The 25889-nt window shown below is 32.2% G+C and carries 25 protein-coding genes and 5 pseudogenes; 17 read left to right on the forward strand and 13 right to left on the reverse strand.

Going from position 1 to position 25889, the window contains the following annotated elements:
- Window positions 1-11: 11 nt before the first annotated feature.
- A complete protein-coding gene (locus NGI30_RS10740) occupies window positions 12-1139 on the forward strand; it encodes a M20 family metallopeptidase (RefSeq protein WP_251521718.1) in 1128 nt (375 codons plus the stop codon).
- A 211-nt stretch (window positions 1140-1350) separates the two neighbouring features.
- Entirely contained in the window at window positions 1351-2019 is a 669-nt protein-coding gene (locus NGI30_RS10745) for a M15 family metallopeptidase (protein WP_251521721.1), read from the forward strand.
- A gap of 191 nt (window positions 2020-2210) precedes the next feature.
- Here NGI30_RS10745 and sph read toward each other — a convergent pair whose 3' ends face one another.
- Window positions 2211-3146, reverse strand: coding sequence for a sphingomyelin phosphodiesterase (gene sph, locus NGI30_RS10750; RefSeq protein ID WP_418129332.1), 936 nt, complete (start codon window positions 3144-3146; stop codon window positions 2211-2213).
- Between the two features lie 330 nt (window positions 3147-3476).
- Between sph and NGI30_RS10755 the strand changes: the two genes are divergently transcribed.
- From NGI30_RS10755 to NGI30_RS10795, 9 genes are all read left to right on the forward strand, one after another.
- The gene (locus NGI30_RS10755) at window positions 3477-4100 is read left to right on the forward strand and encodes a DUF805 domain-containing protein (protein ID WP_251943854.1); all 624 of its coding nucleotides are present in this window, start codon (window positions 3477-3479) and stop codon (window positions 4098-4100) included.
- 138 nt (window positions 4101-4238) lie between these two features.
- Entirely contained in the window at window positions 4239-4748 is a 510-nt protein-coding gene (locus NGI30_RS10760; RefSeq protein ID WP_251943857.1) for a cupin domain-containing protein, read from the forward strand.
- Between the two features lie 177 nt (window positions 4749-4925).
- Window positions 4926-6419: an aldehyde dehydrogenase family protein gene (locus NGI30_RS10765; protein ID WP_251943860.1), complete on the forward strand. Its 1494-nt coding sequence runs from the start codon at window positions 4926-4928 to the stop codon at window positions 6417-6419.
- A gap of 249 nt (window positions 6420-6668) precedes the next feature.
- Window positions 6669-7517, forward strand: coding sequence for an AhlS family quorum-quenching N-acyl homoserine lactonase (gene ahlS, locus NGI30_RS10770; protein ID WP_251943864.1), 849 nt, complete (start codon window positions 6669-6671; stop codon window positions 7515-7517).
- A 12-nt stretch (window positions 7518-7529) separates the two neighbouring features.
- Window positions 7530-8660 carry a zinc-dependent alcohol dehydrogenase family protein gene (locus NGI30_RS10775; protein WP_251943867.1) on the forward strand — a complete coding sequence of 377 codons (1131 nt, stop codon included), beginning with the start codon at window positions 7530-7532 and terminating at the stop codon, window positions 8658-8660.
- Between the two features lie 219 nt (window positions 8661-8879).
- Window positions 8880-9755 carry an ABC transporter ATP-binding protein gene (locus NGI30_RS10780; RefSeq protein WP_251943870.1) on the forward strand — a complete coding sequence of 292 codons (876 nt, stop codon included), beginning with the start codon at window positions 8880-8882 and terminating at the stop codon, window positions 9753-9755.
- Window positions 9752-10483, forward strand: coding sequence for an ABC transporter permease (locus NGI30_RS10785; protein WP_251521743.1), 732 nt, complete (start codon window positions 9752-9754; stop codon window positions 10481-10483). Before NGI30_RS10780 ends, NGI30_RS10785 begins: the two co-directional genes overlap by 4 nt.
- A gap of 61 nt (window positions 10484-10544) precedes the next feature.
- On the forward strand, window positions 10545-11636 hold the full coding sequence (locus tag NGI30_RS10790) for a sensor histidine kinase (RefSeq protein ID WP_251944010.1): 1092 nt from the start codon (window positions 10545-10547) through the stop codon (window positions 11634-11636).
- Window positions 11633-12235 carry a response regulator transcription factor gene (locus tag NGI30_RS10795; RefSeq protein ID WP_251521746.1) on the forward strand — a complete coding sequence of 201 codons (603 nt, stop codon included), beginning with the start codon at window positions 11633-11635 and terminating at the stop codon, window positions 12233-12235. The genes NGI30_RS10790 and NGI30_RS10795 overlap by 4 nt, the downstream gene beginning before the upstream one ends.
- 118 nt (window positions 12236-12353) lie before the next feature.
- Here the strand turns inward: NGI30_RS10795 and NGI30_RS10800 are convergent.
- From NGI30_RS10800 to NGI30_RS10830, 7 genes and pseudogenes are all read right to left on the reverse strand, one after another.
- A pseudogene (locus NGI30_RS10800) lies at window positions 12354-12569 on the reverse strand (hypothetical protein); the annotation flags it as partial.
- Between the two features lie 472 nt (window positions 12570-13041).
- Entirely contained in the window at window positions 13042-13809 is a 768-nt protein-coding gene (locus tag NGI30_RS10805; RefSeq protein ID WP_251521749.1) for a tandem-type lipoprotein, read from the reverse strand.
- A 15-nt stretch (window positions 13810-13824) separates the two neighbouring features.
- On the reverse strand, window positions 13825-14037 hold the full coding sequence (locus NGI30_RS10810) for a hypothetical protein (RefSeq protein WP_251943872.1): 213 nt from the start codon (window positions 14035-14037) through the stop codon (window positions 13825-13827).
- Between the two features lie 4 nt (window positions 14038-14041).
- Entirely contained in the window at window positions 14042-14812 is a 771-nt protein-coding gene (locus tag NGI30_RS10815; RefSeq protein WP_251943874.1) for a tandem-type lipoprotein, read from the reverse strand.
- 229 nt (window positions 14813-15041) lie between these two features.
- Window positions 15042-15434 (reverse strand): annotated as a pseudogene (locus tag NGI30_RS10820) (hypothetical protein).
- A 98-nt stretch (window positions 15435-15532) separates the two neighbouring features.
- Entirely contained in the window at window positions 15533-16207 is a 675-nt protein-coding gene (locus NGI30_RS10825; protein WP_001105987.1) for an IS6-like element IS257 family transposase, read from the reverse strand.
- A 108-nt stretch (window positions 16208-16315) separates the two neighbouring features.
- Window positions 16316-16882 (reverse strand): DsbA family protein, encoded by a 567-nt coding sequence (locus tag NGI30_RS10830; RefSeq protein WP_044466833.1) that lies wholly within the window; start codon window positions 16880-16882, stop codon window positions 16316-16318.
- A gap of 174 nt (window positions 16883-17056) precedes the next feature.
- Here NGI30_RS10830 and NGI30_RS10835 point away from each other — a divergent pair, with 174 nt between their 5' ends.
- Entirely contained in the window at window positions 17057-17371 is a 315-nt protein-coding gene (locus NGI30_RS10835) for a hypothetical protein (protein WP_251943876.1), read from the forward strand.
- A gap of 35 nt (window positions 17372-17406) precedes the next feature.
- Entirely contained in the window at window positions 17407-17637 is a 231-nt protein-coding gene (locus tag NGI30_RS10840) for a hypothetical protein (protein ID WP_251943878.1), read from the forward strand.
- 467 nt (window positions 17638-18104) lie between these two features.
- Here NGI30_RS10840 and NGI30_RS10845 read toward each other — a convergent pair whose 3' ends face one another.
- Window positions 18105-18779 carry an IS6-like element IS257 family transposase gene (locus tag NGI30_RS10845; RefSeq protein WP_001105987.1) on the reverse strand — a complete coding sequence of 225 codons (675 nt, stop codon included), beginning with the start codon at window positions 18777-18779 and terminating at the stop codon, window positions 18105-18107.
- A 56-nt stretch (window positions 18780-18835) separates the two neighbouring features.
- Here NGI30_RS10845 and NGI30_RS10850 point away from each other — a divergent pair.
- The 4 genes and pseudogenes from NGI30_RS10850 to NGI30_RS10865 form a co-directional block, all read left to right on the forward strand.
- Window positions 18836-19450, forward strand: a pseudogene (locus tag NGI30_RS10850) (replication initiator protein A); the annotation flags it as partial.
- A gap of 16 nt (window positions 19451-19466) precedes the next feature.
- Window positions 19467-19763: pseudogene (locus NGI30_RS10855) on the forward strand (protein rep); the annotation flags it as partial.
- Window positions 19764-20640: 877 nt separating this feature from the next.
- Window positions 20641-21429, forward strand: coding sequence for an HAD-IIB family hydrolase (locus NGI30_RS10860; RefSeq protein WP_011304070.1), 789 nt, complete (start codon window positions 20641-20643; stop codon window positions 21427-21429).
- Window positions 21430-21604: 175 nt separating this feature from the next.
- Window positions 21605-21943 carry a DUF4260 family protein gene (locus NGI30_RS10865; RefSeq protein WP_251943880.1) on the forward strand — a complete coding sequence of 113 codons (339 nt, stop codon included), beginning with the start codon at window positions 21605-21607 and terminating at the stop codon, window positions 21941-21943.
- Between the two features lie 147 nt (window positions 21944-22090).
- Here NGI30_RS10865 and NGI30_RS10870 read toward each other — a convergent pair whose 3' ends face one another.
- The 4 genes and pseudogenes from NGI30_RS10870 to NGI30_RS10885 form a co-directional block, all read right to left on the reverse strand.
- Window positions 22091-22507: a VOC family protein gene (locus NGI30_RS10870; RefSeq protein WP_069821423.1), complete on the reverse strand. Its 417-nt coding sequence runs from the start codon at window positions 22505-22507 to the stop codon at window positions 22091-22093.
- Between the two features lie 237 nt (window positions 22508-22744).
- Window positions 22745-23734: a biotin synthase BioB gene (gene bioB, locus NGI30_RS10875; protein WP_041080315.1), complete on the reverse strand. Its 990-nt coding sequence runs from the start codon at window positions 23732-23734 to the stop codon at window positions 22745-22747.
- 58 nt (window positions 23735-23792) lie between these two features.
- Window positions 23793-24060: pseudogene (locus NGI30_RS10880) on the reverse strand (aminotransferase class III-fold pyridoxal phosphate-dependent enzyme); the annotation flags it as partial.
- A gap of 1365 nt (window positions 24061-25425) precedes the next feature.
- Complete coding sequence (locus NGI30_RS10885; protein WP_002440830.1) at window positions 25426-25647, reverse strand: hypothetical protein; 222 nt, start codon at window positions 25645-25647, stop codon at window positions 25426-25428.
- Window positions 25648-25889: the final 242 nt, after the last annotated feature.

Consider the following 25889-nt stretch of genomic DNA (forward strand, 5'->3'; position numbering starts at 1 on the left):
AGCGTTAGGCAATGAACGTGATACAAACATATTTAACTGAACATGAACAAGAAATTATAGATGATATTAAGACATTCGTGAAAATAGAATCACCAACCGCTGATAAGCAAGCAGTTGATGAAGCGGGTGCTTGGCTATGTAACAAGATTCAGTCATATTTAGACATTAAACCTCAAATAATTGAACAAGAAGAGACCGGCAACCACATTCGTTTTGAATTTGGTGAAGGTGAAGAGCAAATATTAATTAGTGGTCATTTTGATACGGTGTGGCAAAAGGGTGACTTACCTTTAGTCGAAGAAGATGAAACCATTTATGGCCCTGGTGTCATTGATATGAAAACAGGCGATGTCCAAATATTATGGGCATTAAGAGCGTTAAAAGAACATGATACGACAACGAACAAAAAAATAGTCGTCTTATTTAATGGCGACCATGAAGGTATTGCATCTCCTACATCACGTCCTTACATTGAATCAGAAGCACGCAACAGTAAATTTGGTTTAGTGGCGGAAGCTGCAACAGGTGAAACTGGTGCACTTAAAACCTTTAGAAAAGGCATCAATAGATATACGATTCAATTTAAAGGGAAAGGTTCGCATTCAGGCAATGATCATCAATCAGGACAAAGTGCGATTCAGGAAGCTGCACATCAAGTCATTGATCTGGAAAATATGACCGATTATGAACAAGGTACAACAGTGAATGTTGGAGAAATTCAAGGTGGTTCTGGAATTAATGTAAGACCTGAACATGCACAAATTAAAGTTGATGTTCGTATAACGACACCACAAAATGGCAAAGAGATTAATGAACGCATCCATGCTTTGAAACCATATAATAATCAAGTTGAGATTGAGATTCAAGGTGGAGAAGTACGACCAGTGATGATGAAGACCGAACAAACAGAGGTATTATTCCAACAAGCCAAAAGCTATGCTCAATCAATAGGCTTTGAACTCGAACAAGTTGCCGTTGGAGGAGGAAGCGATGGGAGCTTTATTGCTGCTCAAGGAACACCTACCTTAGACGGATTAGGGGGCGTAGGCGGTGGCCCTCACGCAAGAAACGAACATATAAATAAAAAGTTTGTAGTGCCAAGAACAACATTACTTACTGAGCTAATCAAAAACCTATAAAGTCTTTCATAAGGTACAAAGAAGAAATTTCGTAAAATTAAGCGCTGGTTACGAACCAGCCTTTTTTTAATGATAAGATTTATAAAATCACTATATAAGCTCCTTTTTAAGTATGGTATTATATAATTAAAATAATAAGGTTTTTTAGAATATTATTACTATTGAATGTTTGTCAATCGTTATATAATTCATACAATTGGGGGTATCTGAGATGAAAAAATTAATAATAGGCATCGTGTTTATAAGCATAATCCTCATGGCGTGCTCAAATCAGTGGCGTAAGGATGACGCTAAGCCAGGTAATACAGACGCACATAAAAAACAAGGAACCAATAACAATCATAAGAAAAAGATAAAAAATGGAGTAACATTTATAGACGATATTTTAATCGTAAATAAGAAAATACCACTACCATCAGATTATAATCCAGGTGTTGATAAATCTGCTAGAACTGCTTTAACGAAGCTACTAAATGATGGAAATAAAAAAGGACTCAAGCTCACAATCACGAGTGGTTTTAGAAGTTATCAAAGACAACAAACATTATTTAATAATTACGTGAAAAAAGATGGGGAGAAAGCAGCAAATAAATACAGTGCGAAACCCGGTAGTTCAGAACATCAATCTGGGTTATCGTTTGATATAGGCTCAACTAAGACACCTCAAGTTAATTTCAATACAGATTTTGTTAAGACGAAAGCAGGTAAATGGTTGAAAGCACACGCACATGAATATGGGTTTATTATAAGATATCCGAAAGGCAAAGAAACGATTACTGGGTATCAATACGAACCTTGGCATATACGTTACGTTGGTAAGAAACATGCTAAAGCTATTTATGAATCTCATCTTACATTAGAAGAGTACCTTGGGTTATAACCTGGGAAATAAAAAGAGTCTGAGACAACTATTTTTGTCTCAGACTCTTTTTCAACTAGACAGTAGAGGTCTGAATTGAATATGCGCTTATATCAAGCTTTTCTCAATTCTAGTCATCCCTGCCAAGGTGGAACTACGAAATATCTATTAGAAAATTCGATTTCTGTCCTATTCCCTAATTCATATGTGTTTTAAGTTCCAGTTGAAGCGGCTAATGGGTAATGATCTGAATAATCGTTATATTGATAATCTTTACCCCATGATGTGACCGACCATTGTGGTGACTTAGCTTTGTGTACTTTGTTATCCCATGAACTTGGTTGTGCATGATCTTTATCAGGTAGAATGTAATCTAAATGTTGCGGTGCTAGTTTTGGATAATTGTAATGTGCAATACCATTTGTTTGCGTGTCCCAACTATAATTATGCCCACTGAAAGATGTAGGTTGCGTGACATTTAAATGATCGAACATTTGACTATATTCATCAGATCCTTTGATTACATTAAGGTCACCACCGATAAAGACAGCTTCATCTTTAGGGATTTGTTTATCTTTAATGAACTGGCGAATTTCATGCATTTGACTTTCTCTAATTGTGCGGTCTTTTCCTTTTATACATGAACCATCTTCAGCTTGTAAATGTGTTCCAATGATATGATACGGTTTTCCATTTTTATTTATTTTAATATATGCAAAACCTTTATTACTGAATCCATCTGCGCCACAGCCATTTTTATAAATGTGTTGTTCTTTTTCTAAAATAGGCCATTTACTCACAATATTTACACCCCCATTTACTACTTTAGCAGGGTTATAAGAGCCTGAAGTACGATTCCAACCTTCTTTATTTTTTCCAACGATAGGTGTTTGATATGGATATTGTGATGATAAATTATTTAAAAATTGAGTTGTTGCTTGTTTATCGAATAATTCATTAAAAATGATAACGTCTTGATTTTGTATGTAATTTGCTTTTGGAATTAAATTAGCGCGTTGCATTTGTCCCCAGTTTGGATAAATTGCTTGTGGCATAAAGTAGACATTATGTGTCGTAATTTTAAAATCATCTGGGTATTTCGCAGCATCTGCTTTATGATAAGAAAATATTGATACACTCGTAAGCAGTGTAATAATCAATATTGCAATAAATTTACGCCCATTTAAATAGTTTTTTAAAATCAGAAGCGCCTCCTATAAGATGTTTATTTCAATATTAATATATCAAATAAGTTATTCTATTTTTCCAAATTTACTATTTATTTAAAAAGTAATATGAGTGTAATGGAATTCGAGTTGCTCTCAATGCTTAATAATTGTAATACTTTAAATATCTAAACAACAAAATAATATAGATATTAGTATTTTGATGAAGTATATATATTTCTACCTTAATGTAATTGTTTTTTACAATTATGTTTCGTATAATATAATTATCAAATTATGGGGGAAATATGTATGGAAGATACTCAAAATCAAGTAGTGAAAAGTTACAAAGAGTTTTGGACAAGGTTTTTAGATGTAAAGGGAAGATCTAGAAGAGCGGATTATTGGCATCCATTTTGGATTAATTTTGTTATTTCATCACTTTTAGGGATTGTTTCTGCTGGGTTTCTTAGCAGTCTGTTTGCTTTAGCGATCATTATTCCAACATTTACAGTCATGGTGAGACGTCTACATGACACCAATCGTACGATGGCGTTAGCGATAGTGTCATACATTAGTGGATTTATTGCAACGTTTGCTGCGGTTATGTTTGTATTTGCTATAGTCGCCGCTGCAAGTGCGAGTGGTTCTGGTGTGATTGGACTTACATTAATCGCAGGCGCGTTTGGGACAGTCGTTGCAGGTCTAGTGGCACTTTATACGTTAATCGTGTTAATCATTCCTGGTGACAACACACCAAATAACTATGGTGATGGCGGAAGTTGTTTAAAGCATACTCAAGGAAACTTCTATAATCAACGACCTCAATCTGAATCATATGCACAAAATTCTACTGGTACTACAGCTACCAACAATAGTGTACAAATTGATGAGAATACAATGACTCAAAATGAAAATAATAAATCACAATATTAAAGTTACATAACTTACCAAGAATCGAAACGATAGAGATGTCGTTTCGATTTTTTGATTTCTATACCTAAAATTTAATCAGTAATTTTCTCAAATGTGGTTAAACAATAATTAAATAGAAATTTAAAAGGAGTGTTTAGCGTGAAACAACAAAACGATATTGAAGTTGTAACATTACAGTTTGAAGATGATGGGGCTATTCCTAACAACCCCCATTTTCCCGTACTCATTTATAAAAATGCAATGGACAGTAACGACCAATTAACAGAAATAATAAATGAAAATATATGGGGGAATTCATGTGTAAATGGTGTTTTTCCATATCATCATTTTCACAGTAATGCACACGAATTACTTATTGTTCTGCAAGGGGAAGCTCAAGTGCAATTAGGTGGAGAACAAGGTGAAACGGTGCATGCTGAAACAGGAGATGTTGTTATCTTACCAGCAGGAACGGGACATAAGCGATTAGATGCAAGTTCAGACTTTAAAATTTTAGGTGCCTATCCAAATGGTGACACGCATGATATGTGTTACGGAGAACAAAGTGAACGTCCTCAATCACTTGAAAATATAAAATCAGTACCACTTCCAGAAAGCGATCCAATTTATGGCAAAGAAGGTCCGCTATTCGAGCATTGGAAAGCGTAAGAATGTGATTGTTGTGCTATTTAATAAAATCCCTCCCTCTTAATATATGAGCTGAATATTTTAATAATTCATTTTAAAATCATATAATATAGTAACAAACAGAATATAATTCGAGTTATAAGCAAATGTATATAGATATGTGTTTTTAAAATATAGCACGGTAAGGAGTGTATAAATATGACAAACATTAACGTTAGAGATTTTATCAATGAAAGTTATGGTCTATTTATCAATAATGAATTCCAACAAAGTAGCAGTGGCGAAACACTTACTGTATCAAACCCAGCAAACGGTGAGGATTTAAGTAAAGTCGCACGTGCAAATAAAGATGATGTCGACAAAGCTGTGCAAGCTGCGACAGATGCTTTTGATAGTTGGAGTAAGATTTCTAAAGAAAAACGTGCGGATTATTTATTAGAAATTAGTAGAAAAATGCATGAAAATACTGAGCGTTTAGCAACAGTTGAATCATTACAAAATGGTAAGCCATATCGCGAAACATCAACAATTGATATTCCTTTCGCGGCAAATCATTTTAAATATTTTGCTAGCGTCTTAACAACGGACGAAGGTTCAGTGAATGAAATCGATGAGAATACAATGAGTCTCGTTGTACATGAACCTGTGGGTGTTGTCGGTGCTGTTGTAGCATGGAACTTCCCAATGTTATTAGCATCATGGAAATTAGCGCCAGCACTTGCTGCAGGTAATACAGTTGTGATTCAACCTTCTTCTTCAACTCCGTTATCATTAATTGAAGCGGCTAAGATTTTCCAAGAAGTATTACCAAAAGGTGTGGTAAACATCTTAACTGGTAAAGGTTCTGAATCAGGTGACGCGATCTTTAAACATGAAGGCGTGGACAAATTATCATTCACTGGTTCTACTGATGTAGGTTATGGCGTAGCTGAAGCTGGTGCAGAACGCATTGTACCAACAACGTTAGAGCTTGGTGGTAAGAGTGCCAACATTATTTTCGATGATGCGAACTTAGATCAAGTCGTTGAAGGTGTACAACTTGGTATCTTATTCAACCAAGGTGAGGTTTGTAGTGCAGGATCTCGTTTACTCGTACAATCATCAATTTATGATAAATTAATTCCTAAATTGAAAGAGGCATTTGAAAATATTAAAGTCGGAGATCCATTTGATGAAGATGTGAAAATGAGTGCTCAAACTGGTCCAGAACAAATTGAAAAAATCGAAAGCTACGTTAAAATGGCCAAAGAAGATGAGGGTGCTAACATTATCACAGGTGGCGAACGCATCACAGATAATGGCTTAGACAAAGGTTATTTCTTCCAACCAACAATGATTGAAATTGACAGTAACAAATATAAATTAGCGCAAGAAGAAATCTTCGGTCCAGTACTTGTAATCGAGAAATTCGAAGATGAAGCAGAAGCTGTGAAAATTGCTAACGATTCAGAATATGGCCTTGCAGGTGGTATCTTTACAACAAATATCAACCGTGCATTAAACGTATCTAAAGCAATGCGTACAGGCCGTATTTGGGTTAACACTTACAACCAAATCCCAGCAGGCACACCATTCGGCGGTTACAAAAAATCAGGAATTGGTCGTGAAACTTACAAAGGTGCTATCAAAAACTATCAACAAGTTAAAAACATCTTTATTGATACAAGTAATGACACAAAAGGTATGTACTAAATTCTGAATTAAGGACTACTCAGTTTTAAAAATACCTTAAACCAATCGCTAATAAATTTTAAAAATTAAACAAATATCAGTAACTACCCAAAGTTTTAAGACAAAGCTTTGGGTAGTTTTTTTATTTTATGAAATTCTACACGGCTCAACGAATTCAGCCATTCTGTATAAAGCGTAAAAATGCACATTTTTTGAAAACGCTTACAAACAGAGTTATAATATACTAAAAATTTCAAAGGGGTTGTTATGATGGTAAATGTTAAGAAAGAACGCATGAAGATTTACGTATTGGACAATGGGCGCATGCAGATGGACAAAAATTTGATGATCGCGAACTCGAACCAAGCAACGACCGACAACCCGAATCAACCCAATGAATTACACGAATTTCCGATTTACACAGTGTTTATTGATCATCCTGATGCGAAGATTTTATTTGATACTGCTTGTAATCCAAATGCGATGGGAGACGAAGGACGCTGGATTACGGCTACGCAAAAGGCCTTTCCTTATTTCTCAGATGAATCATGTCACTTGCCAAATCGACTAGAACAACTAGGCGTAGATCCAAAAGAAGTCGATATCGTTGTCGCTTCACATTTACATCTAGACCACGCTGGCTGTTTAGAATACTTTACGAATGCAACGGTCATCGTGCATGATGATGAACTAAGTGGTGCGATGAAAGGTTACGCTCGTAATCAACAAGAAGGGGCATATATTTGGAGTGACATCGATGCATGGATTAAAAATGATTTAACTTGGAAGACAATTGCACGTGATCAAAATTACTTACATTTAGTCGATGGCGTTAAAGTCTTAAACTTTGGCAGTGGTCATGCATGGGGAATGATTGGCCTAGAACTTGAAACTGAAGAATTAGGCACACTGATACTAGCATCTGATGCAATTTATACCAAAGAAAGTATGGAGCCTACGTTGAAACCACCTGGCATTTTATATGATTCAATCGGTTGGGCAAGATCTGTAGAAATGATTAAGCGTCGAGCTAAGGAAAAGAACGCCAAAATTTGGTTTGGACATGATCGTGAACAATTTGCTGGCTTCCGAAAATCTACAGACGGTTATTACGAGTAAGGGGATGGTACAATGGAAACAAGAGCAGCAGTATTGTATGAAATGGGACTTGAAGCACCTTATGAAAAATCAAAACCTTTAAAGATTGAAACGTTACAGTTAGATGAACCGAAACCACATGAGGTACTATTAAAAATTCATGCGGCAGGCTTATGTCACTCAGATTTATCAGTGATTAATGGTAGTCGTCCGAGACCATTACCGATGGCTTTAGGTCATGAGGCGACTGGTGAGATCGCGCAAGTTGGGAGCGATGTAACTGATTTCGAAGTGGGTGATCACGTAGTTTGTACATTCATACCGAGTTGCGGTAAGTGTATCCCTTGTAGAGAGGGACGTCCAGCACTATGTGAAAATGGCGCTGCTTCTAACGAGGCCGGTGAAATGTTAGAGGGAGGCTACAGACTCTCTAATAAAGATGGTACAGTACATCATCATCTCGGTGTTTCTGGCTTTGCTGAATATGCGGTCGTATCTGAGAACTCTTTAGTTAAAATCAATCCTGAAATTCCATATGAACGTGCGGCAGTCTTTGGATGTGCGGTGATCACAGGTATCGGTGCAGTAATGAACACAGCACAAATTCGTCCGGGTAGTAATGTGGCAGTCGTTGGACTCGGTGGTATTGGTTTAAATGCGATTCTCGGCGCGAAACTAGCGGGAGCTAATGAAATCATCGCTTTAGATATTAATGAAAATAAATTCGAACTAGCAAAAACATTAGGCGCGACAGCTGTCTTCAATTCAGGCGACGAAGATATCGTGGATCAAATTAAAGATTATGTATCAGGCGGTGTCGAGTATGCTTTCGAAACAGCTGGCGTTGTCCCTGCTATGAACGTAGCATATGCAATTACAAAGCGCGGTGGCACAACAGTGACAACAGGTCTTCCAGATCCTAAAGCTAAATTCGCCTTTCCACAGGTTACTTTAGCTGCTGAAGAACGTACAATTAAAGGTTCGTATGTAGGAAGTTGTGTCCCATCTCGTGATATCCCTCGATTTATTAGTTTATATCAACAACATCGATTAAATGTTGATCCATTGATTAGTAAAACGATTAAACTCGACGAAATTAATGAAGGCTTTGACCAATTGGCAAGTGGTGACGTAGGTCGCTTAATTGTCACAATGTATAATTAATCCCCATTGAAAGTTCAAAGTTTAAGTATGGCTAAAATAAATATTACCCAGGAAATATAAAGAGCCGATGATTCGGCTCTTTTTTTATGTCTTATATGAAATATAATCATTGTTTAACACGAAAATAATGACATTTGTCATATTTAATTGATGACAAAGTGAACTAATCACCCTTATGAATATTTGATAATCTTTAATTAAAGAAAAGGAGGGTGTTGTATGATAGAAATTAATGACTTATCAAAACGATTTGGAAAGCAACAAGTACTTGAACATATTTCTTTAAATATAGAAGAAGGCCAATGTAGCGCATTAATTGGAAAAAACGGCGCAGGCAAATCGACACTTATTAATATTATAATTGGTCACAGTGCTTTAGACACTGGAACAATCAGTGATCCAGAACAATTAATCAATAATCAAAGTATGGGAATCTTATTTCAAAGAACACAATTTCCTAAATTAATGAAAGTAAAAGACTTATTTAATTTGTATCAATCATTGTATAAAAACCCGATGAGTAAGCAACGTTTTCTAGAAATTACACAGTTCAGTGCACGACAAATGAATCAAATGGCGACAGCGCTATCAGGTGGGCAACAAAGAATATTAGATTTTGCTCTGACTTTAATAGGGAACCCACAATTAATTATTTTAGATGAGCCTACGTCAGCAATGGATATTGAGACTAGAGAGCATTTCTGGTCAATTATTCGTGCGTTAAAGAAAGAAAATAAAACAATTCTATATACTTCTCATTACATTGAAGAGGTTGAGAGAATGGCTGATCATATTGTGTTACTCGACAAAGGTAAGATACAAATGGACGACACACTCGAAAGTATGAAAGAAAAAGAACGTCTATCAATCCTTTATTTACCAAAAAAATATGAAGAAGTGACTGAAAAACTGAGTGAAGGTTGTAAAGTGATTCAAGATGATTCAATCACTAAAGTTCAAACGACCAACGTGAACGAGGTTCTACCCGTTTTAGTTCAATATGATGTCGATTTAAACGAAATTGAAGTTCGCAAGACGTCATTATTAGAGATGATGTTCCAAGATAGTAATGAAGAGGAGGTGACGTCATCATGATGGCTGTCTATTTATCAACAGAATTGAAAGTATTATTCCGTAAAAAGCTTTATTTATTAATCTCGATATTGCTTCCAGTTGCATTTTATCTATTGTTTACGTCTATAATAGACTTACCAGCGAATCAACAGCAACAGTATTATAAAGAATACATGTATAGTATGGCGGTATTTAGTTTAATGAGCTTTTGTTTAATGTCCTTCCCATTAGATATGATTGAAGAGAGAAATAACGGTTGGTATCGTCATTTGATGGCGACACCGCTGAGAGCTAGTCAGTACTTTAGCGTCAAAGTGATTCGTACGATGATTCAGTTCGCGCTAGCAATTATCATTATGTTTACGGTTGCTCATGCCTATAAAGGTGTGACAATGTCTCTTCAAAACTGGATATTATCAGGGATTACTTTATGGTTTGGGGCAAGCTTGTTCCTTACTTTAGGATTAGTTATTGCTCAACTGAAAGATAGTCAAAAAGCAAGCAGCCTAGCGAATTTACTCAATTTAGGGTTAGCGATTGTAGGTGGATTATGGTTTCCAGTCAACACCTTTCCTAAATGGATGCAACATATCGCCACTAAAACACCGACCTATTATTTAAAAAATATCGCATACGATTTTGGTAAAGACCATGGCGTTAACATAGACTCGTTTGTAAAGCTCGTTGGATATAGTTTAATCTTCTTATTTATTGCTTTAATGATTAATAAAAAAAGAAAAGAGATTTAAAATGCAAAACAAAAATCAATTAAGGAAACAGTCTAAAGATGTTGGTAAAGATCTAGGTAAAATGTATAAAAATAATAATCCTTTATTAATGCGGTTTGTAGCGCTTGTTTACATTTTATTTCCTATATGGGGATTATTTTCTGATAAAAAGAGCGACCAATCATTGTATATCGTCGTCTTAATTATATTTTCATGTTCCTATATCATTATGATTTTTTATGCACACGTTTTGAAACGAAATACGACTTTTATATTGCTCGTGATACATTACATCGGGATTTGTTATTTTGTCTATGCTGGTTTACCTTTCAATAGTTTATTTTTATTCTATAGCTCTTTTGCATTACCATTTATATTTAGAGTAAAAATAAAGTCGAAAGAATTTTACGCTTTTATTTCGACGATGTTGATTTGTGCGATTATCATTATCATACTGTATCCAGATTCATTTGTGGAAATAGTAATATTTTACTTTGTAATATTAGCGATCATGTTAAACAACTATAGAATGTTAAAAGAGCACCAATTTAAGAAAGATTTAGAAGAGAAAAATCAACGTATCAATGTCTTAATTGCTGATCAAGAGCGGAATCGAATTGGCCAAGATTTACATGATTCGTTAGGCCATGTATTTGCGAGTTTAACTATGAAATCTGAGTTGGCCACGAAATTGATCGATAAAGATCCAGAAGCTGCGAAAAACGAAATGATTGCAGTAAACGAACTGTCCCGTGACGCATTGAATAAAGTAAGAGTAATCATTGATGACCTCAAAGTCCAATCTTTTGAAGAAGAAGTGACATCGGTTGAAAGGGTTTTACATGATGCGAATCTCAATTTTGAATTCCATAACAAAAGTGCTGCCCAATCACTTAATCCTGCAAAACAATCCATACTGTCTATGATATTAAAGGAAGCCATCAATAATGTGATTAAGCACGCACAAGCAACGAAAGTAACGGGTGAGCTAACAGAATCTCAAGAAACGTTAACTATGATTATTTGTGATAATGGTGTTGGTATCGATACAAACAAAGTCCCACAATTAAAAAGTATTTCCAATCGAGTGAAATTACTCAACGGTTCGCTCACCGTGAAATCTGATAACGGGACGAAAATAGAAATTGAGATACCTAGAGGTGAAGTACAATGATTTCAGTCGTAATAGCAGAAGACCAACGCATGTTAAGACAGGCCATGGTGCAACTCATTAACTTGAATGAGGATTTAGAAATAGTAGGAGATTTTGAAAATGGTATTGAAACCTTACTATTTATAGAAAAATCTCATCCCGATGTCGTCATTTTAGATGTTGAAATGCCCCAAATGACAGGACTAGAAGTGCTCGCAAAAATTCAAGAACTGAATATTCCCACGAAAGTTATTATCGTAACGACATTTAAACGTCCAGGCTACTTTGAACGCGCAGTTGCTAATGATGTAGATGCATATGTACTCAAAGAACGCTCAATTGATGATTTAGTGGATACAATCCATAAAGTAATGGAAGGGGGCAAAGAATACAGCAGTTCTTTAATGACGTCGTTATTTACGGATTCGAATCCACTCACACATAAAGAACAAGTCGTACTTCGAGAAATCGGTGAAGGACTCAGCAGTAAAGAAATTGCAGAAAAACTGTATTTATCCAATGGCACAGTCAGAAATTACACTTCAACAATCATTGATAAACTCGAAGCCGAAAATCGCTTCGATTCATGGAAAAAAGCCGTGGATAAAGGGTGGATTTAAGTATTAGATAAGAAAATAAAAAGACAAGCGTCTGCACTTTTGATGAAAAAGTACAGCGCTTGTCTTTGTTTGTGGAAGATTTGAAACTCAAAATCTCCTATATTTAGATGTGAACGGCTTATTCAGGGTCGCCGTTTTCATCATATTTTGTAACATAACCGTCTTTATCAATAATATAAGATCCTGCTAAATTACCATCTTTATCAGTAAATGAGAATCCCCATTCTCCATTGCCTTTCTTTTCAGGCTCTTTATAATTATATTCAGATGTATCTAAATAGTCACCTTCATACGATTCAACAATATCTATTACGTTATCACGTGTAACATAAGGCGCATCATTACTGTTTTGAGCTACACCGTCTTTGGAATTATTGCTATTAGCTGATGTATCGTTGTCTGGATTATCATCATTTTGCGCATTATTGTTGTTATTAGATGAAGCGTTATTGTTCGAATCAGAGTTGTTGTTTTCGTTATCATTACTTTCTTTATTATCATTGTCTTGTTCATTATTCTTCTTATCATCTTTACTCTGAGATTGCTTACTCGATTTATCAGAGTCATCCCCGCCACCCGTATTGATGTTAATGTCACATGCCGTCAATAAAATTGAAGCGGCAAATAATGGAATTGTTACATATTTAAATTTCATATACATACCCCTTTTGCTAATATTTAATAACTATTATATACAAAAAGAGTGATAAAATCTAATTAATTTTATAAAAAGTTGTATTGAATTTTAAGGCTTATTCCACTTTTCTTACATTAATTTTATGATTAGGTTTTATTTTTTTCGTATTTTACCTCGTTGGTTTGAAGTTTAAATTATTTGTAAAGCCGAGATTTTGATATTCTTTCCGATTAAAAATAAATTCCTCTCTTTTATAACTCAATGCTGTACCTGTTGAATTTCCCGTACTCTGCAATTCTAATTTTGGTGCTTTTTTCGTTGGTATATTATATTTTTCTCTCAATTGTTTAACATTATAATCTTCGTTTGAAAGTTGATATTCAACAGTATATATAGGTACATTCGGGTTATAAGAAAAGTTTCCATTAGTATAACTTGACAAATCTTTGTATATCGCATATTGGGAGAAAAATTTGAAACTTTCTATTTTATCTTTTAATTTCGTATCATTAACTTTTTTTGTTAAAATAATTTTATTATTTTTTAGTTTAACAGGGTATTTCTTTTCGTGAGAAGTTGGAGCCCCCTTTTCATCTTCATAAATATTATCGATGAAGTAGAATCCATGCGCTTTCTTTGTATTTCTATCTAAATAGAGTGTCATTCCTTCTGCTGTTAATGCGCTTCTATTTTCATGGACAAAGGAAGAACTTAAAATCCATTGACCTTTATCATCTTTATCGAAGTTTTCATCACGATGGCCTTCTTTATCATAAAGATCTTCAAGATTTTTGATAGGGTACATTCCTAATGTACTAGAAAATTTTTCTCTAATTTGTTGCTCGTGGTATGATTTGTACAACGTCCAAGCACCGCCTATTAAAAAAAGAATAAATGATAAAATGATGATTATAATATATCTCTTTTTAGTTTTCATAAATTCACACCATTTCTAAAATTGGTAACTATTCAAATATTCAATGTTATTTGGAAAACGATGTTCGTCATTTATTTCATCAAATTGAGCAAGAATTTCTCTATCTGATACGCCATAAAACTTAGCTTTTTCAATTTCATAACTAATCATTGAAACAACACTCATTGTTTCGGAATTTGCAGTTAAATTTTTAGGGTCTATTCGAAATTTTGTATTCTTATTAAACATATGCTCACCTCGTAGGCTGATATTTAATATAGTCATTTGATTTGACAAGTTTTTGTTTGCTTCGTATGAATAAATATTCTACTTTTTTGTATCCGACTGAGGAACCTTCTAAATTTCCAGTTCCACTCAATTCAAGTTTTGGTGCTTTATTGGAAGGAATATCATAGTGTTTTCGTAATTGTTTAACATTGTAATCATCGTTTGAAAGTTGATATTCTACAGAATACATTGGTACATTAGGATTATATGAAATATTATTTTGGTCATAGTTTGATAGTTCTTTAAAATTTGCATATTGTGAGAAAAACTTAAAATTCTTTATTTTATGTTTCAACTTTGCATTATCTACTGATTTTAGCAATTTGAATTTGTTATTTACTAATTTAACAGGATATTTTTGTGTTTTTTTAACTGGATATCCTTTATTATCTTCAGAAATTTTACTAATACGATAGAATCCTGTAGCTTCTCTATTATTGCGATTTAAATAAAGTACCATGCCTTCTTGAATTAAAGGCGCATTTCCTTTTTGAGTTAATAGATTTGATTGTAATACCCATTCCCCTTTATCATCTTTATCAAAGTTTTCATCACGATAGCCTTCTTTATCATAAAGATCTTCTAGGTTTTTGATAGGGTACATTTCTAAAGTACTAGAAAACCTATCTCTAATTTGTTGCTCCTGGTGTGATTTATACAATGTCCAAAAGCTTCCTATTAAAAAAATAATGAATGATAAAACGATGATCATAATATACCTTATTTTAAATTTCATAAATTCACATCATTTCTTATAGTATTGTTACATAAATACGTTAATATAAAAAATACAGTTAATTATTTGTAAATATATATATAAAATTCAGAATTTTCATTTTGTGCTGGTTGAGTTCCAGCATTAAAGTCTACGTTTGTCTGACGGGAGTCTACCGAGTTATTACGTTATACGGGTGTCCATTAGTGTTTAATATTCTAGGAATTTCTATTTATAGTTGATTTGAGGTTTAAACAAACTTGCCATTTTCGTAAATCGTTCTTTGTTTTTCTCCTTTGATAAATGCATCGTAATTATTTTTTTGGAAATCTGATAATAATACTCTTGAAGTGGCGTAACGAAAAGTTCCTTCGTCAGTAACGATAAATAATTTACGGAATAGTTTGCCATCTTTAAGGATAATCTGTTTTATTTTGTCTTAATTAAGTTCATGTGCTTCACGATGTTCAAATGTTTTAAAGTTAGTCAAAATCAACCCAAGGAAATCTTCGCCTAAGTAATATATAGATAAATCATTTTGTTTATCTTGACCTACGAGTAGACGTCCATTTTCAAATTTTTGATTTGGGAAGTTAATTTCAAAAAAGTCTAAAACTTCACGTTCTTTTAATTTAAATTGCATAATCAAATTCCTCTCTTTTAAATAGTTTATTTATAATATGGTTCTGTTGCAAAGTAAAAAAATATAGCTAACCACTAATTTATCATGTCAGTGTTCGCTTAACTTGCTAGCATGATGCTAATTTCGTGGCATGGCGAAAATCCGTAGATCTGAAGAGACCTGCGGTTCTTTTTATATAGAGCGTAAATACATTCAATACCTTTTAAAGTATTCTTTGCTGTATTGATACTTTGATACCTTGTCTTTCTTACTTTAATATGACGGTGATCTTGCTCAATGAGATTATTCAGATATTTCGATGTACAATGACAGTCAGGTTTAAGTTTAAAAGCTTTAATTACTTTAGCCATTGCTACCTTCGTTGAAGGTGCCTGATCTGTAATTACCTTTTGAGGTTTACCAAATTGTTTAATGAGACGTTTGATAAACGCATATGCTGAATGATTATCTCGTTGCTTACGCAACCAAATATCTAATGTATGTCCCTCTGCATCAATGGCACGATATAAATAGCTCCATTTTCCTTTTATTTTGATGTACGTCTCATCAATACGCCATTTGTAATAAGCTTTTTTATGCTTTTTCTTCCAAATTTGATACAAAATTGGGGCATATTCTTGAACCCAACGGTAGACCGTTGAATGATGAACGTTTACACCACGTTCCCTTAATATTTCAGATATATCACGATAACTCAATGCATATCTTAGATAGTAGCCAACGGCTACAGTGATAACATCTTTGTTAAATTGTTTATATCTGAAATAGTTCATACAGGGTTCTCCTTTTTGTTAAATTATACTATAAATTCAACTTTGCAACAGAACCTATAATATAACAAAATAACAAAGATGTTTTATCTATGTCGTTATAAATTTTATTTATTTTAGATACTTTTTATATTCCTTATAACTATAAGGATCTTTCAACTTCTTATCATTCACATAAACCGTTGGTGCCTCTTTCACACCTTTATCTTTATAGCGTCGCACATCTTTTTTAGCATCTTTCCATGATTGGCTATTTTTCGTTCTATAATCTTTTTTGATTTTATTTGTTTTACTCTTACTTAAATTCAATTTGTCTATTTGCTTATCAATTAACTTTCTAGTAATCCATTTATTCTCATGGTTAGGTTGTTTTGAAAACATAAGTTTTTGGAATTTTAAAGACTTTTTAGGCGCTATATTTTCAACAGCATGAGCGGCACGAGAACCTGTTACTGAGTCTTTACCTAAAAAAGCCATGTTCACGAATTGATAGTCAGCTTTCCCTTTATCAATATAATCTTTTTCTAGTTTAGGCATGATGTGATCATCTACTTGCTTACAATAAGGACATTTGAAATCACCATACTCCACAATTTTATTTTTAGGTTTATGATGATTACTATTTGAACATCCTGCTAAAAATAATAATATTAGAAAGCAAAATAACATTCGTTTCATAAAATAGTTACATCCTTTTTTTGACATATTATATTTAAATTTAATTAATAAAGTCAATATTTCAACGAATATGAATAAAATACAGACACTTATGAACTACAATAACTTTTAAAACTATATAAATGGTAATTTATAGATAGATACAAAACAAATACATATTAGGAGAGATGACATATGGAAAAAGCATATAACGTAAAATCAAAAGTAGTTAAAGGCTTTGCTGCATTTGCTATCATAACTGGTATGACTGTTAGCACTGGTTTAGCGGACAATCATTCACAAGCTGCTGAAAATAACCAAACACAAAAAGCATCATCTAAAAGTGCTGGTGAAATAGTAAAAATTGATGACAATATGGGTAGAATTGATTTAAATAAAAATATTACATACAATGTAGATGAAAATGGTATAGCTACATTAAAAGATAAAATACAAATAAAACAGAACAATTACCATCAACAGCTAAAGACAAAAACGGTAAAAATGTAAACATAGTTTATTTTGAAGAAAAAGGTAAATTAGGTATGCAGGTAGTTCCTAATCAACAAGACCGTAAAAAGAAAAAAGGGTCTGTTGCTAAATGTGTTATCGGAACAGCAGGCGGTGCTGTAGGAGGAGCAACAGCAGGAGGTCTTACAGGTGCTGGTGTGGGTACAGTTACATTACCAGTTGTAGGTACAGTAAGTGGTGGCGTTGTAGGTACAGTCGGTGGAGGTATCGGCGGTGCTTCAGGTGGCTACGTAGCAGGTTGCTAATTAAGGTGTGATAATTATGGAGAATAAAATGTACAGATGGCCTATACTCTTTATAGTAATAATCAATTATGTATTAATGCTAACACTCTTTTTATGGGTATCGAATATAGGGCGTTTAAATACATTATTGCTAACAATACCATTTCTTTTAATGACAATAGTATACGTTATTAATTTTGTGAATTATCATAAGGACAAGTGAATTATCAAAATAGAGAACACAAAAAGGAGCTAACCTTAAAGGTTAGCTCCTTTCTTTTAACCTAAAAAACGTAAGTCTAGGACTAACGCCTAGACTGATTTTTAGGTTTTTAAGGTTCTTCAAATTCCAATTCTTCTACATATACAAATTGATAATGTTTTGGTCTTTTCTAAAAAATTACTTCTTAATTTTTTGATATCTTCATTGGTTCTGTTGCAAAGTAAAAAAATATAGCTAACCACTAATATATCATGTCAGTGTTCGTTTAACTTGCTAGCATGATGCTAATTTCGTGGCATGGCGAAAATCCGTAGATCTGAAGAGACCTGCGGTTCTTTTTATATAGAGCGTAAATACATTCAATACCTTTTAAAGTATTCTTTGCCGTATTGATACTTTGATATCTTGTCTTTCTTACTTTAATATGACGGTGATCTTGCTCAATGAGGTTATTCAGATATTTCGATGTACAATGACAGTCAGGTTTAAGTTTAAAAGCTTTAATTACTTTAGCCATTGCTACCTTCGTTGAAGGTGCCTGATCTGTAATTACCTTTTGAGGTTTACCAAATTGTTTAATGAGACGTTTGATAAACGCATATGCTGAATGATTATCTCGTTGCTTACGCAACCAAATATCTAATGTATGTCCCTCTGCATCAATGGCACGATATAAATAGCTCCATTTTCCTTTTATTTTGATGTACGTCTCATCAATACGCCATTTGTAATAAGCTTTTTTATGCTTTTTCTTCCAAATTTGATACAAAATTGGGGCATATTCTTGAACCCAACGGTAGACCGTTGAATGATGAACGTTTACACCACGTTCCCTTAATATTTCAGATATATCACGATAACTCAATGCATATCTTAGATAGTAGCCAACGGCTACAGTGATAACATCCTTGTTAAATTGTTTATATCTGAAATAGTTCATACAGAAGACTCCTTTTTGTTAAAATTATACTATAAATTCAACTTTGCAACAGAACCTTATATCTATTAAAGCCAAATTATAATAATGAAATCAGTCATAGCAAGGAACTTCCAAATTCACAGTTCCAAAACAATGAATTTGGAAGTTCTGGAACTGTGAATTTGGAAGTTCTTGAACAGTTGAATTCACAGTCTAATGATACTGAATTTAGTAATACTGATTATATAGAGACTGAGACTAATGATACGAATGATTTGAATGATACAACTAGCAATATTTCTGAAAACGCTCATTCGAATCATACAAATCATCAACAAACTGAATTTAATAATGATGCGTTAAAATTCCAAGTGCTTGAAGAATTGCCACAACAAATCAAAGATTACTTAAGTAATTTTGAAATTAGAGAAATTCGTATTATTAAAAGTGTTTTACTTAAAGGAAAAAAATCATTTAATAATGCTCATGATACATATTACCGTTTAGAAGACGTGGAGTTCGAACTTGTCAGTGTCTTAAAACGATTTAAAGCGATGTTGCTACAAAAAAATGAAACGGTTGAAGCTATGCAAGGTTATTTGATGCAATCGATTAAAGCTGAACTAGAAGAGATACATGCGCTTAATATGCGTCGTCAAAATATGCCTAAGTATAATATCTTTAACGAATAATTCAAATGAGCTTACAGCAATTAAAGAAACCTCAAAATATTCGGTTAAGTCATCAGATTATTTAACTGGAGATAGCGAAAAAGATTCAGAGATTGTTAATGATTTAGAAAAAGGTTTATATCGAAAACGTATGTTGAGTTACGGTGGATTGCTTAAACAAAAACATAAAATTTTAAATTTAGACGATGCCGAAGATGGCAATTTGATTAATACAAGTGATGAAGATAAAACAACAGATGAAGAAGAAAAAGCACATTCAATTACGGCAATTTGGAATTTTGAAAAACAAAATTATTACTTAAAAAAAGTTTAGGAGTTTGATTTATGAGTGCAAAATACAAGAGAACTAAGTCATTTTTTATTGAGATTATTTCAGATATTGTGTTTCGAATAATTGTATTTATTCCTAATGTTTTTAATTTAATAATTCGATTTTTTAAAAGTATTGTTTAATAAACGTTAGCTTAAAAGTTAGCGTTTTTTCATGTCTTTTTGCCCCTGCGGGAACTATAGCGTTCAACCGGCATGGTTGCCCAGTTTTTACCGCAAAAAATAATTTTGTGCGTAACTGGGCAGTGTCTAAAAAATTAGTCACTGGTTTTGCTCAAATTTTTGTTTTTGGAAATAGCATATATTTATTTGGCTCATATTTGCGTTTTAAGAGCTTATATAAGTTTTTAGGCATAAAACATATGATTTACCCCTAAATCTTTAAAATGCCCCCTTAAAATTCAAAATAAAGGTATTTAAAATTTTAAAAATAAAAAAGCTACTAGCAAAAAACTAGTAGCTTAAATCTTAGTTAAATTTTGATGTAGTATTAATTTTTATATCTACGCTACAACGTCGATTCAAATTCGTGCAGTATTAATTTTTGTATCTGTGCTGCAACACCGATTACTTAAAACTAAGATTAAAAAAATCTACGAAGGTCGATTATGGTTTTTGCACCGTTTGGAGCAAACGTGTAAGTGCGCCCTTACGGGATTTAACTAGATTATAACGACGAATTTTAGACCTGTAAAGCAATAACAATTGGGTCTACCAGGTAGATAAAGTGTACAAAGTAGACCCGAAAAAGTTACTTATTTTGAAGACTTTTCGTAGATATAATTTGCTAATAAAATTTCTGTCATAATTGATAAGGAATATTATAATAAAAACTAATCTAAATAGTGGAGGCGTTAAATGTGAAATTTGTGTTTGATTTAGATGGGACTATTTGTTTTAAAGGAGAACCAGTATCAGATAAAATTCTTAATTCTTTAAAAAATCTTACGAATAGTGGTCATCAAGTTATTTTTGCATCTGCGAGACCGATTAGAGATATGCTTCCCGTTATAAGCAAGGATTTTCATGATTATACAATGATAGGTGGTAATGGTTCGCTTATTTTAAGTAAAGGAAAAATTATAAAATCTGTTTCTTTTTCGTTATCAGAAATGGAAAAAATTAAACAATTAATTAATGAATTTGATGCTACTTACTTAATTGATGGGGATTGGGATTATGCATATACTGGACCTCAAAACCATTCTATATTAAAAAATTTAGATCCTTTAAATTCGGCTAATTTAGTTAATCTAGATTCTTTAAAATCTGTTGTGAAAGTTTTGATTTTGACATCGAGTAATAATGAATTATTGAGTAAAAAATTAAATGAATTAGATGTATATGTAAATAAGCATGGGAATGAGAATGTACTTGATATAAGTCCTAAAGGTATACATAAATGGGCTGCACTTAAAATGTTAGGGATAGATAAAGGTGATTATATAGCTTTTGGTAATGATTCAAATGATATATCTATGTTTGAAAATGCACTTTATACAGTAATGGTTGGACATCATGAAGAATTAAGAAGTTTTGCTAAAGAATTTATTGAGAGTGAAGGGAATTTGGAGTTAAAAATTGTAGAAAAAATTGAAGAAATTGCAAATAAGGATATTAGCGACTTTTATGCCGAGAAAATTTATTGAAGTTGAGAAGAACCCTTAACTAAACTTGGAGACGAATGTCGGCATAGCGTGAGCTATTAAGCCGACCATTCGACAAGTTTTGGGATTGTTAAGGGTTCCGAGGCTCAACGTCAATAAAGCAATTGGAATAAAGCAATAAGGTTTAGTAATCTATAAAAAAGAGAGGGGGAGTTTTGTGGGCAATTTAATTAGATTAGAAAATGCATTTGTTTTTATTACTGCTGTAATTATTTATTTTATGTTTGGTTTTTCTTTATGGATCTTTTTATTATTCTTGCTAGTTCCTGATATTTCTATGTTAGGTTATTTGATTGATAAAAAAATTGGTAGTTACGTTTATAATATTGGTCATTCTTATATAGTTCCAATATTGATAACTTTATTTTATTTGGTGATAGGTGAAAATTTATTATTAGAAATTGCTTTGATTTGGTTTTTGAAACTCGTTTACACTCGTTTCAAAAACCATAAAAAAGTGAGGTCTTTTCATGTTTCTCGAAAAACTAAAATGTGATAACTGTAAAAAAGAAATAAGTAAAAACGAAAATATAGCAATATATACAAATACTAAAAATCTTAACGGAATAACAAATTTAAAAAGTTGGGCTAAAAACCAGAAAATATTATGCAAAACGTGTTCAAAACAATTGGAATTTTGTTGTTAATAGTTTTTTGATGTTTGTTGCATTAATTTTTCAAAATCAGTGTCGCTGATATTTGATTGAGTAAGTGTGATCAAATGACCTTCTGGGTCTTTTATAGTCATTTCTTTTGCGTTCCAAGGTTGTTCCTCGAGTTCGGAAATAACAAATTTTGGTGAAATTGTTTGTGATTTAGATTCTATATCTTTAACTAATAAGTTTAGATATATTGAATTCCCAACTTTAAAATCATTACTAGAAATCAACATTAAATCTTGATATTTTTCTAATCTTAAGTGATTCATTAGTACTTCGTTTTTTTCGTTTCTGAATTTGAAAACACTTTTAAAGCCAAGTGTTTTCTCGTACCATTTTTCTGCTTTTTCAATGTCTTGTACTAATATTTTGTTGAACATTGGCATTTGATAAAAATCCATGTTTTTCTCCACCTTTTTTAATTTTAATTTTATTGTAACTAATTACGTTACGTTAGTGTCAAAATTTGTGGTTTTTAAAACGAGTGAAACGAGTTTCTTCTTGTATCGATAATCATTGGAGGCGAAATTAATATCATTTTCCCATCTACAGGTATATCTTTACCATGAATGGATTCAATAGATTTAATCTTTCTATATAAATCTTCTTCTTGTAATTTTTAAAATCACTTTGTAAGGTCATTCTACTTTTTCTTTCAGCTCATTATATCCAGAGTCGATTTCAAATCCCAAATCTTCTATCATCTTATAATCTAATTTATTAGGCTGTCCTCCAGTAATTAAGTAGTCTCCTACAAATATTGAATTTGCTGCCTTTAAGGCCAAAGGTTGTAGTGAACGCAAATTAACTTCTCTACCGCCAGCAATTCTAATTTCTTTAGATGGATTGACAATCCTAAATAGAGATATAAGTCGCAAGCACTTCATGGGTGTCAATTCATCCATTTCTCCAAACTTTGTACCTTTAATAGGATGTAAAAAATTAATAGGAATACTATCTGCATCTATTTCTTTTAAGGCAAAAGCCATATCTATGATATCTTGATTTGATTCTCCCATCCCACAAATCACACCAGAACATGGTGAAATATTGTTTTCTTTCATAATTTCTAAAGTGTTTGTTCTGTCCTTATAAGTATGGGTAGTTACAACTTCTTCATGATAGTTTTCACTCGTATTTATATTATGGTTATATCTATCAACGCCAGATGATTTGAGCTTCTTAGCTTGTTCATCATTAGTTAAACCAAGGCACGCACATATTTTCAGTTGAGGATGGTTTGATTTAATTTCTTCTACTGTTCTACTTATATGATCAATTTCCTTGTTACTAGGTCCTCGGCCGCTCATGACAATGCAATATGTACCTATGTTATTCTCGTGAGCTACTTTGGCTCCGCTAACAATTTGTTCTTCTGGCACTAGAGCGTATCTTTGCTTTTGTTTCATATCTCTAGATTGACCGCAATAACCACAGTTCTCCGGACATATACCACTCTTAGCATTTAAGATCATATTTAATTTCACTTTTTTTCCATAATAATGTTTTCTTAATATATAGGCTTCGTTCAATAAATCTAATGTATCTATATTAGGATTTTCATATATTTTCAATAACCTCTCTTTAGTTAAGGTTTCTCCTTTTAAAATCTTTTCAGCTAAATTCATATTAATCATCCTCATCTAATATATTGTTTAGTGCTTTTTCAAAAATATTAACCATTTTTTAAATTTCTTTATTTAATATGCTTAAAATTGGAACAAAAGTAACAATATTTTCTAAAGCAATGGAACATACTATTTGGTTACCGGTGTAAGTATAGCTATGTAAAAATGCATTAACACCATGATTATCGCTTGAAAATGTTTTATAAATCTTTTGAGAATTTAAAGTAGCAGCTAAAGGTAAATCCCCCCCGTAATCGTCTTACCTAGACACATGATATCTAGCGCACCTTTTCATGATTACAAGCAAACATTTCACCACTCTTTCCTATATCTGTATTAGTACTGATAATAAAACTAAGCGTTCTAAATGTAAACTAAAAAAATAAAAATGTTTACATTAGGGGTGAAGCACTCCCATTAAATACAAAAATAAATCTGACATTTATCTAAAAAAGAGAGGCCTTAATTACTAATATTCCAAAAAACTTCCTAGAAACTCTTGAAGTTATCGTCAGACTTCTGGTTTGCATTTAACCCTACGTTTAAATAATGGTATGACCAAGAAGGGAAAATATACTTTATATATACTGTTGATGATTTTAGACAAATTTTAAATTAATGAATAATAATTTACTAACTTAAAGTTAAAAATTGAATTTTCTAAAGGTAGTAAGGTATATCTAATCTTCTTCTTAGCAGTACATTAGATATACGTTTATTTGCTGTAAACAGCTAAATAAAGTTACTCTTACGTTCTTTTGATCACGTATCGTAACATCTTTTAATTAAAAATATAAACTTGAGTGATTTGGTACGAAAAGAATGAGTCATTATGATAGCGAAAAAATCATTTTTATTCATTTAACTTTTGTACAAATCATTTATTTTTTATGCTGAAAGCAGAATAAAAAATAAGAGCATAAGGAAATACAATGCCACTTTCGTGTCAATCAGCATAGCTGATGTATTTTTCTTACCATTCCTTCGTCATTTGCTCTCACTATAAATGCGGTTATACCAGTATTTATAGTACATTTACATTAGACAAAAATGAATTAAGTAATTTTTATTCTATAAATTACGAATGGCATTATTAATGTGAACACCAATCCTATAGATAAAGCCTATTTAAAGGGCTTCAGAGACCCTTTTATTCTAGTAGAATAAAGAATTTTGAAGTTTTATTCTGATAGAATAAGCCATTTTTGACAAAATGAAACACCAAAAACGAAATTTAAGTAGTTATAGAAAATGAATTTGTGTTATTAATTGATACTTAAAATTTTAAAAAGCAATAAAACAAATCGCAAATTTTTATATGTTAAATTTTATGTTTTTTAAATTTATAAGGAGCTATTTTGGTATGAAGAGTTAGAAGTTTATTCACTAATGATTTTTTTAATCTCTTCTTTTTAAAAATCATTTTTGATATTTGATTATGTGCAAACGTGTTCTAATTTATATAAATTGAGAAAAGAGCAAGGATTCCTTTTTCAGAAATCATTAATTTATGATTTATTTGATTAAGTAAACAAAGCGCTTAATAGATTAATTATTTCTATTAAGCGCTTTGTATTTTAGATATGTATTGTCTCATTTTCATTTAAACGTATCTTTCTTTATGCATTATTGACTGCTTATAAAGGAACATTGGTAGACAAATGAATAATGATAATAAATACTACATTTATTTATAGATCCTTTGCTTTTTCATTTTTTTGCGTTTTTAATTCCTGATTTTTAAAGGCTTCTAAAATCTCTGGATGGTTTTCTTTAGCATAAAATACTAACAACGCATCCATAAAATCTATTTTACTGTCTCGTTCTTCTGCTACTAATTCATCAAATAATGGTTTGAAAGTTCTGTGTATTTTAATAGATGTTTTTTCTCTAGTTATTTTTTCTTTCGACATTTAAAATCCTCCTTAAGTATAAAACACTTACAATTTTATTAATGCATCTAAATAAACTGTAATAGTATTTTAGTTAGTTCATCTTTAACTAATTCATTTCAATATTTGCAAATTTTTTTAATAATATACTCATATTTATTATAAACATTTTGACTTTAGAAAAAGTGGAAATTGTATTATTTTAATCGAAGTAACTATATTATTTTATCATTGAGCTGACATAATTCAACTTATCGGAAGTG

Origin of the sequence: Staphylococcus sp. Marseille-Q5304 (genome assembly GCF_943737015.1) — a bacterium.
Taxonomy (GTDB): domain Bacteria; phylum Bacillota; class Bacilli; order Staphylococcales; family Staphylococcaceae; genus Staphylococcus; species Staphylococcus hsinchuensis.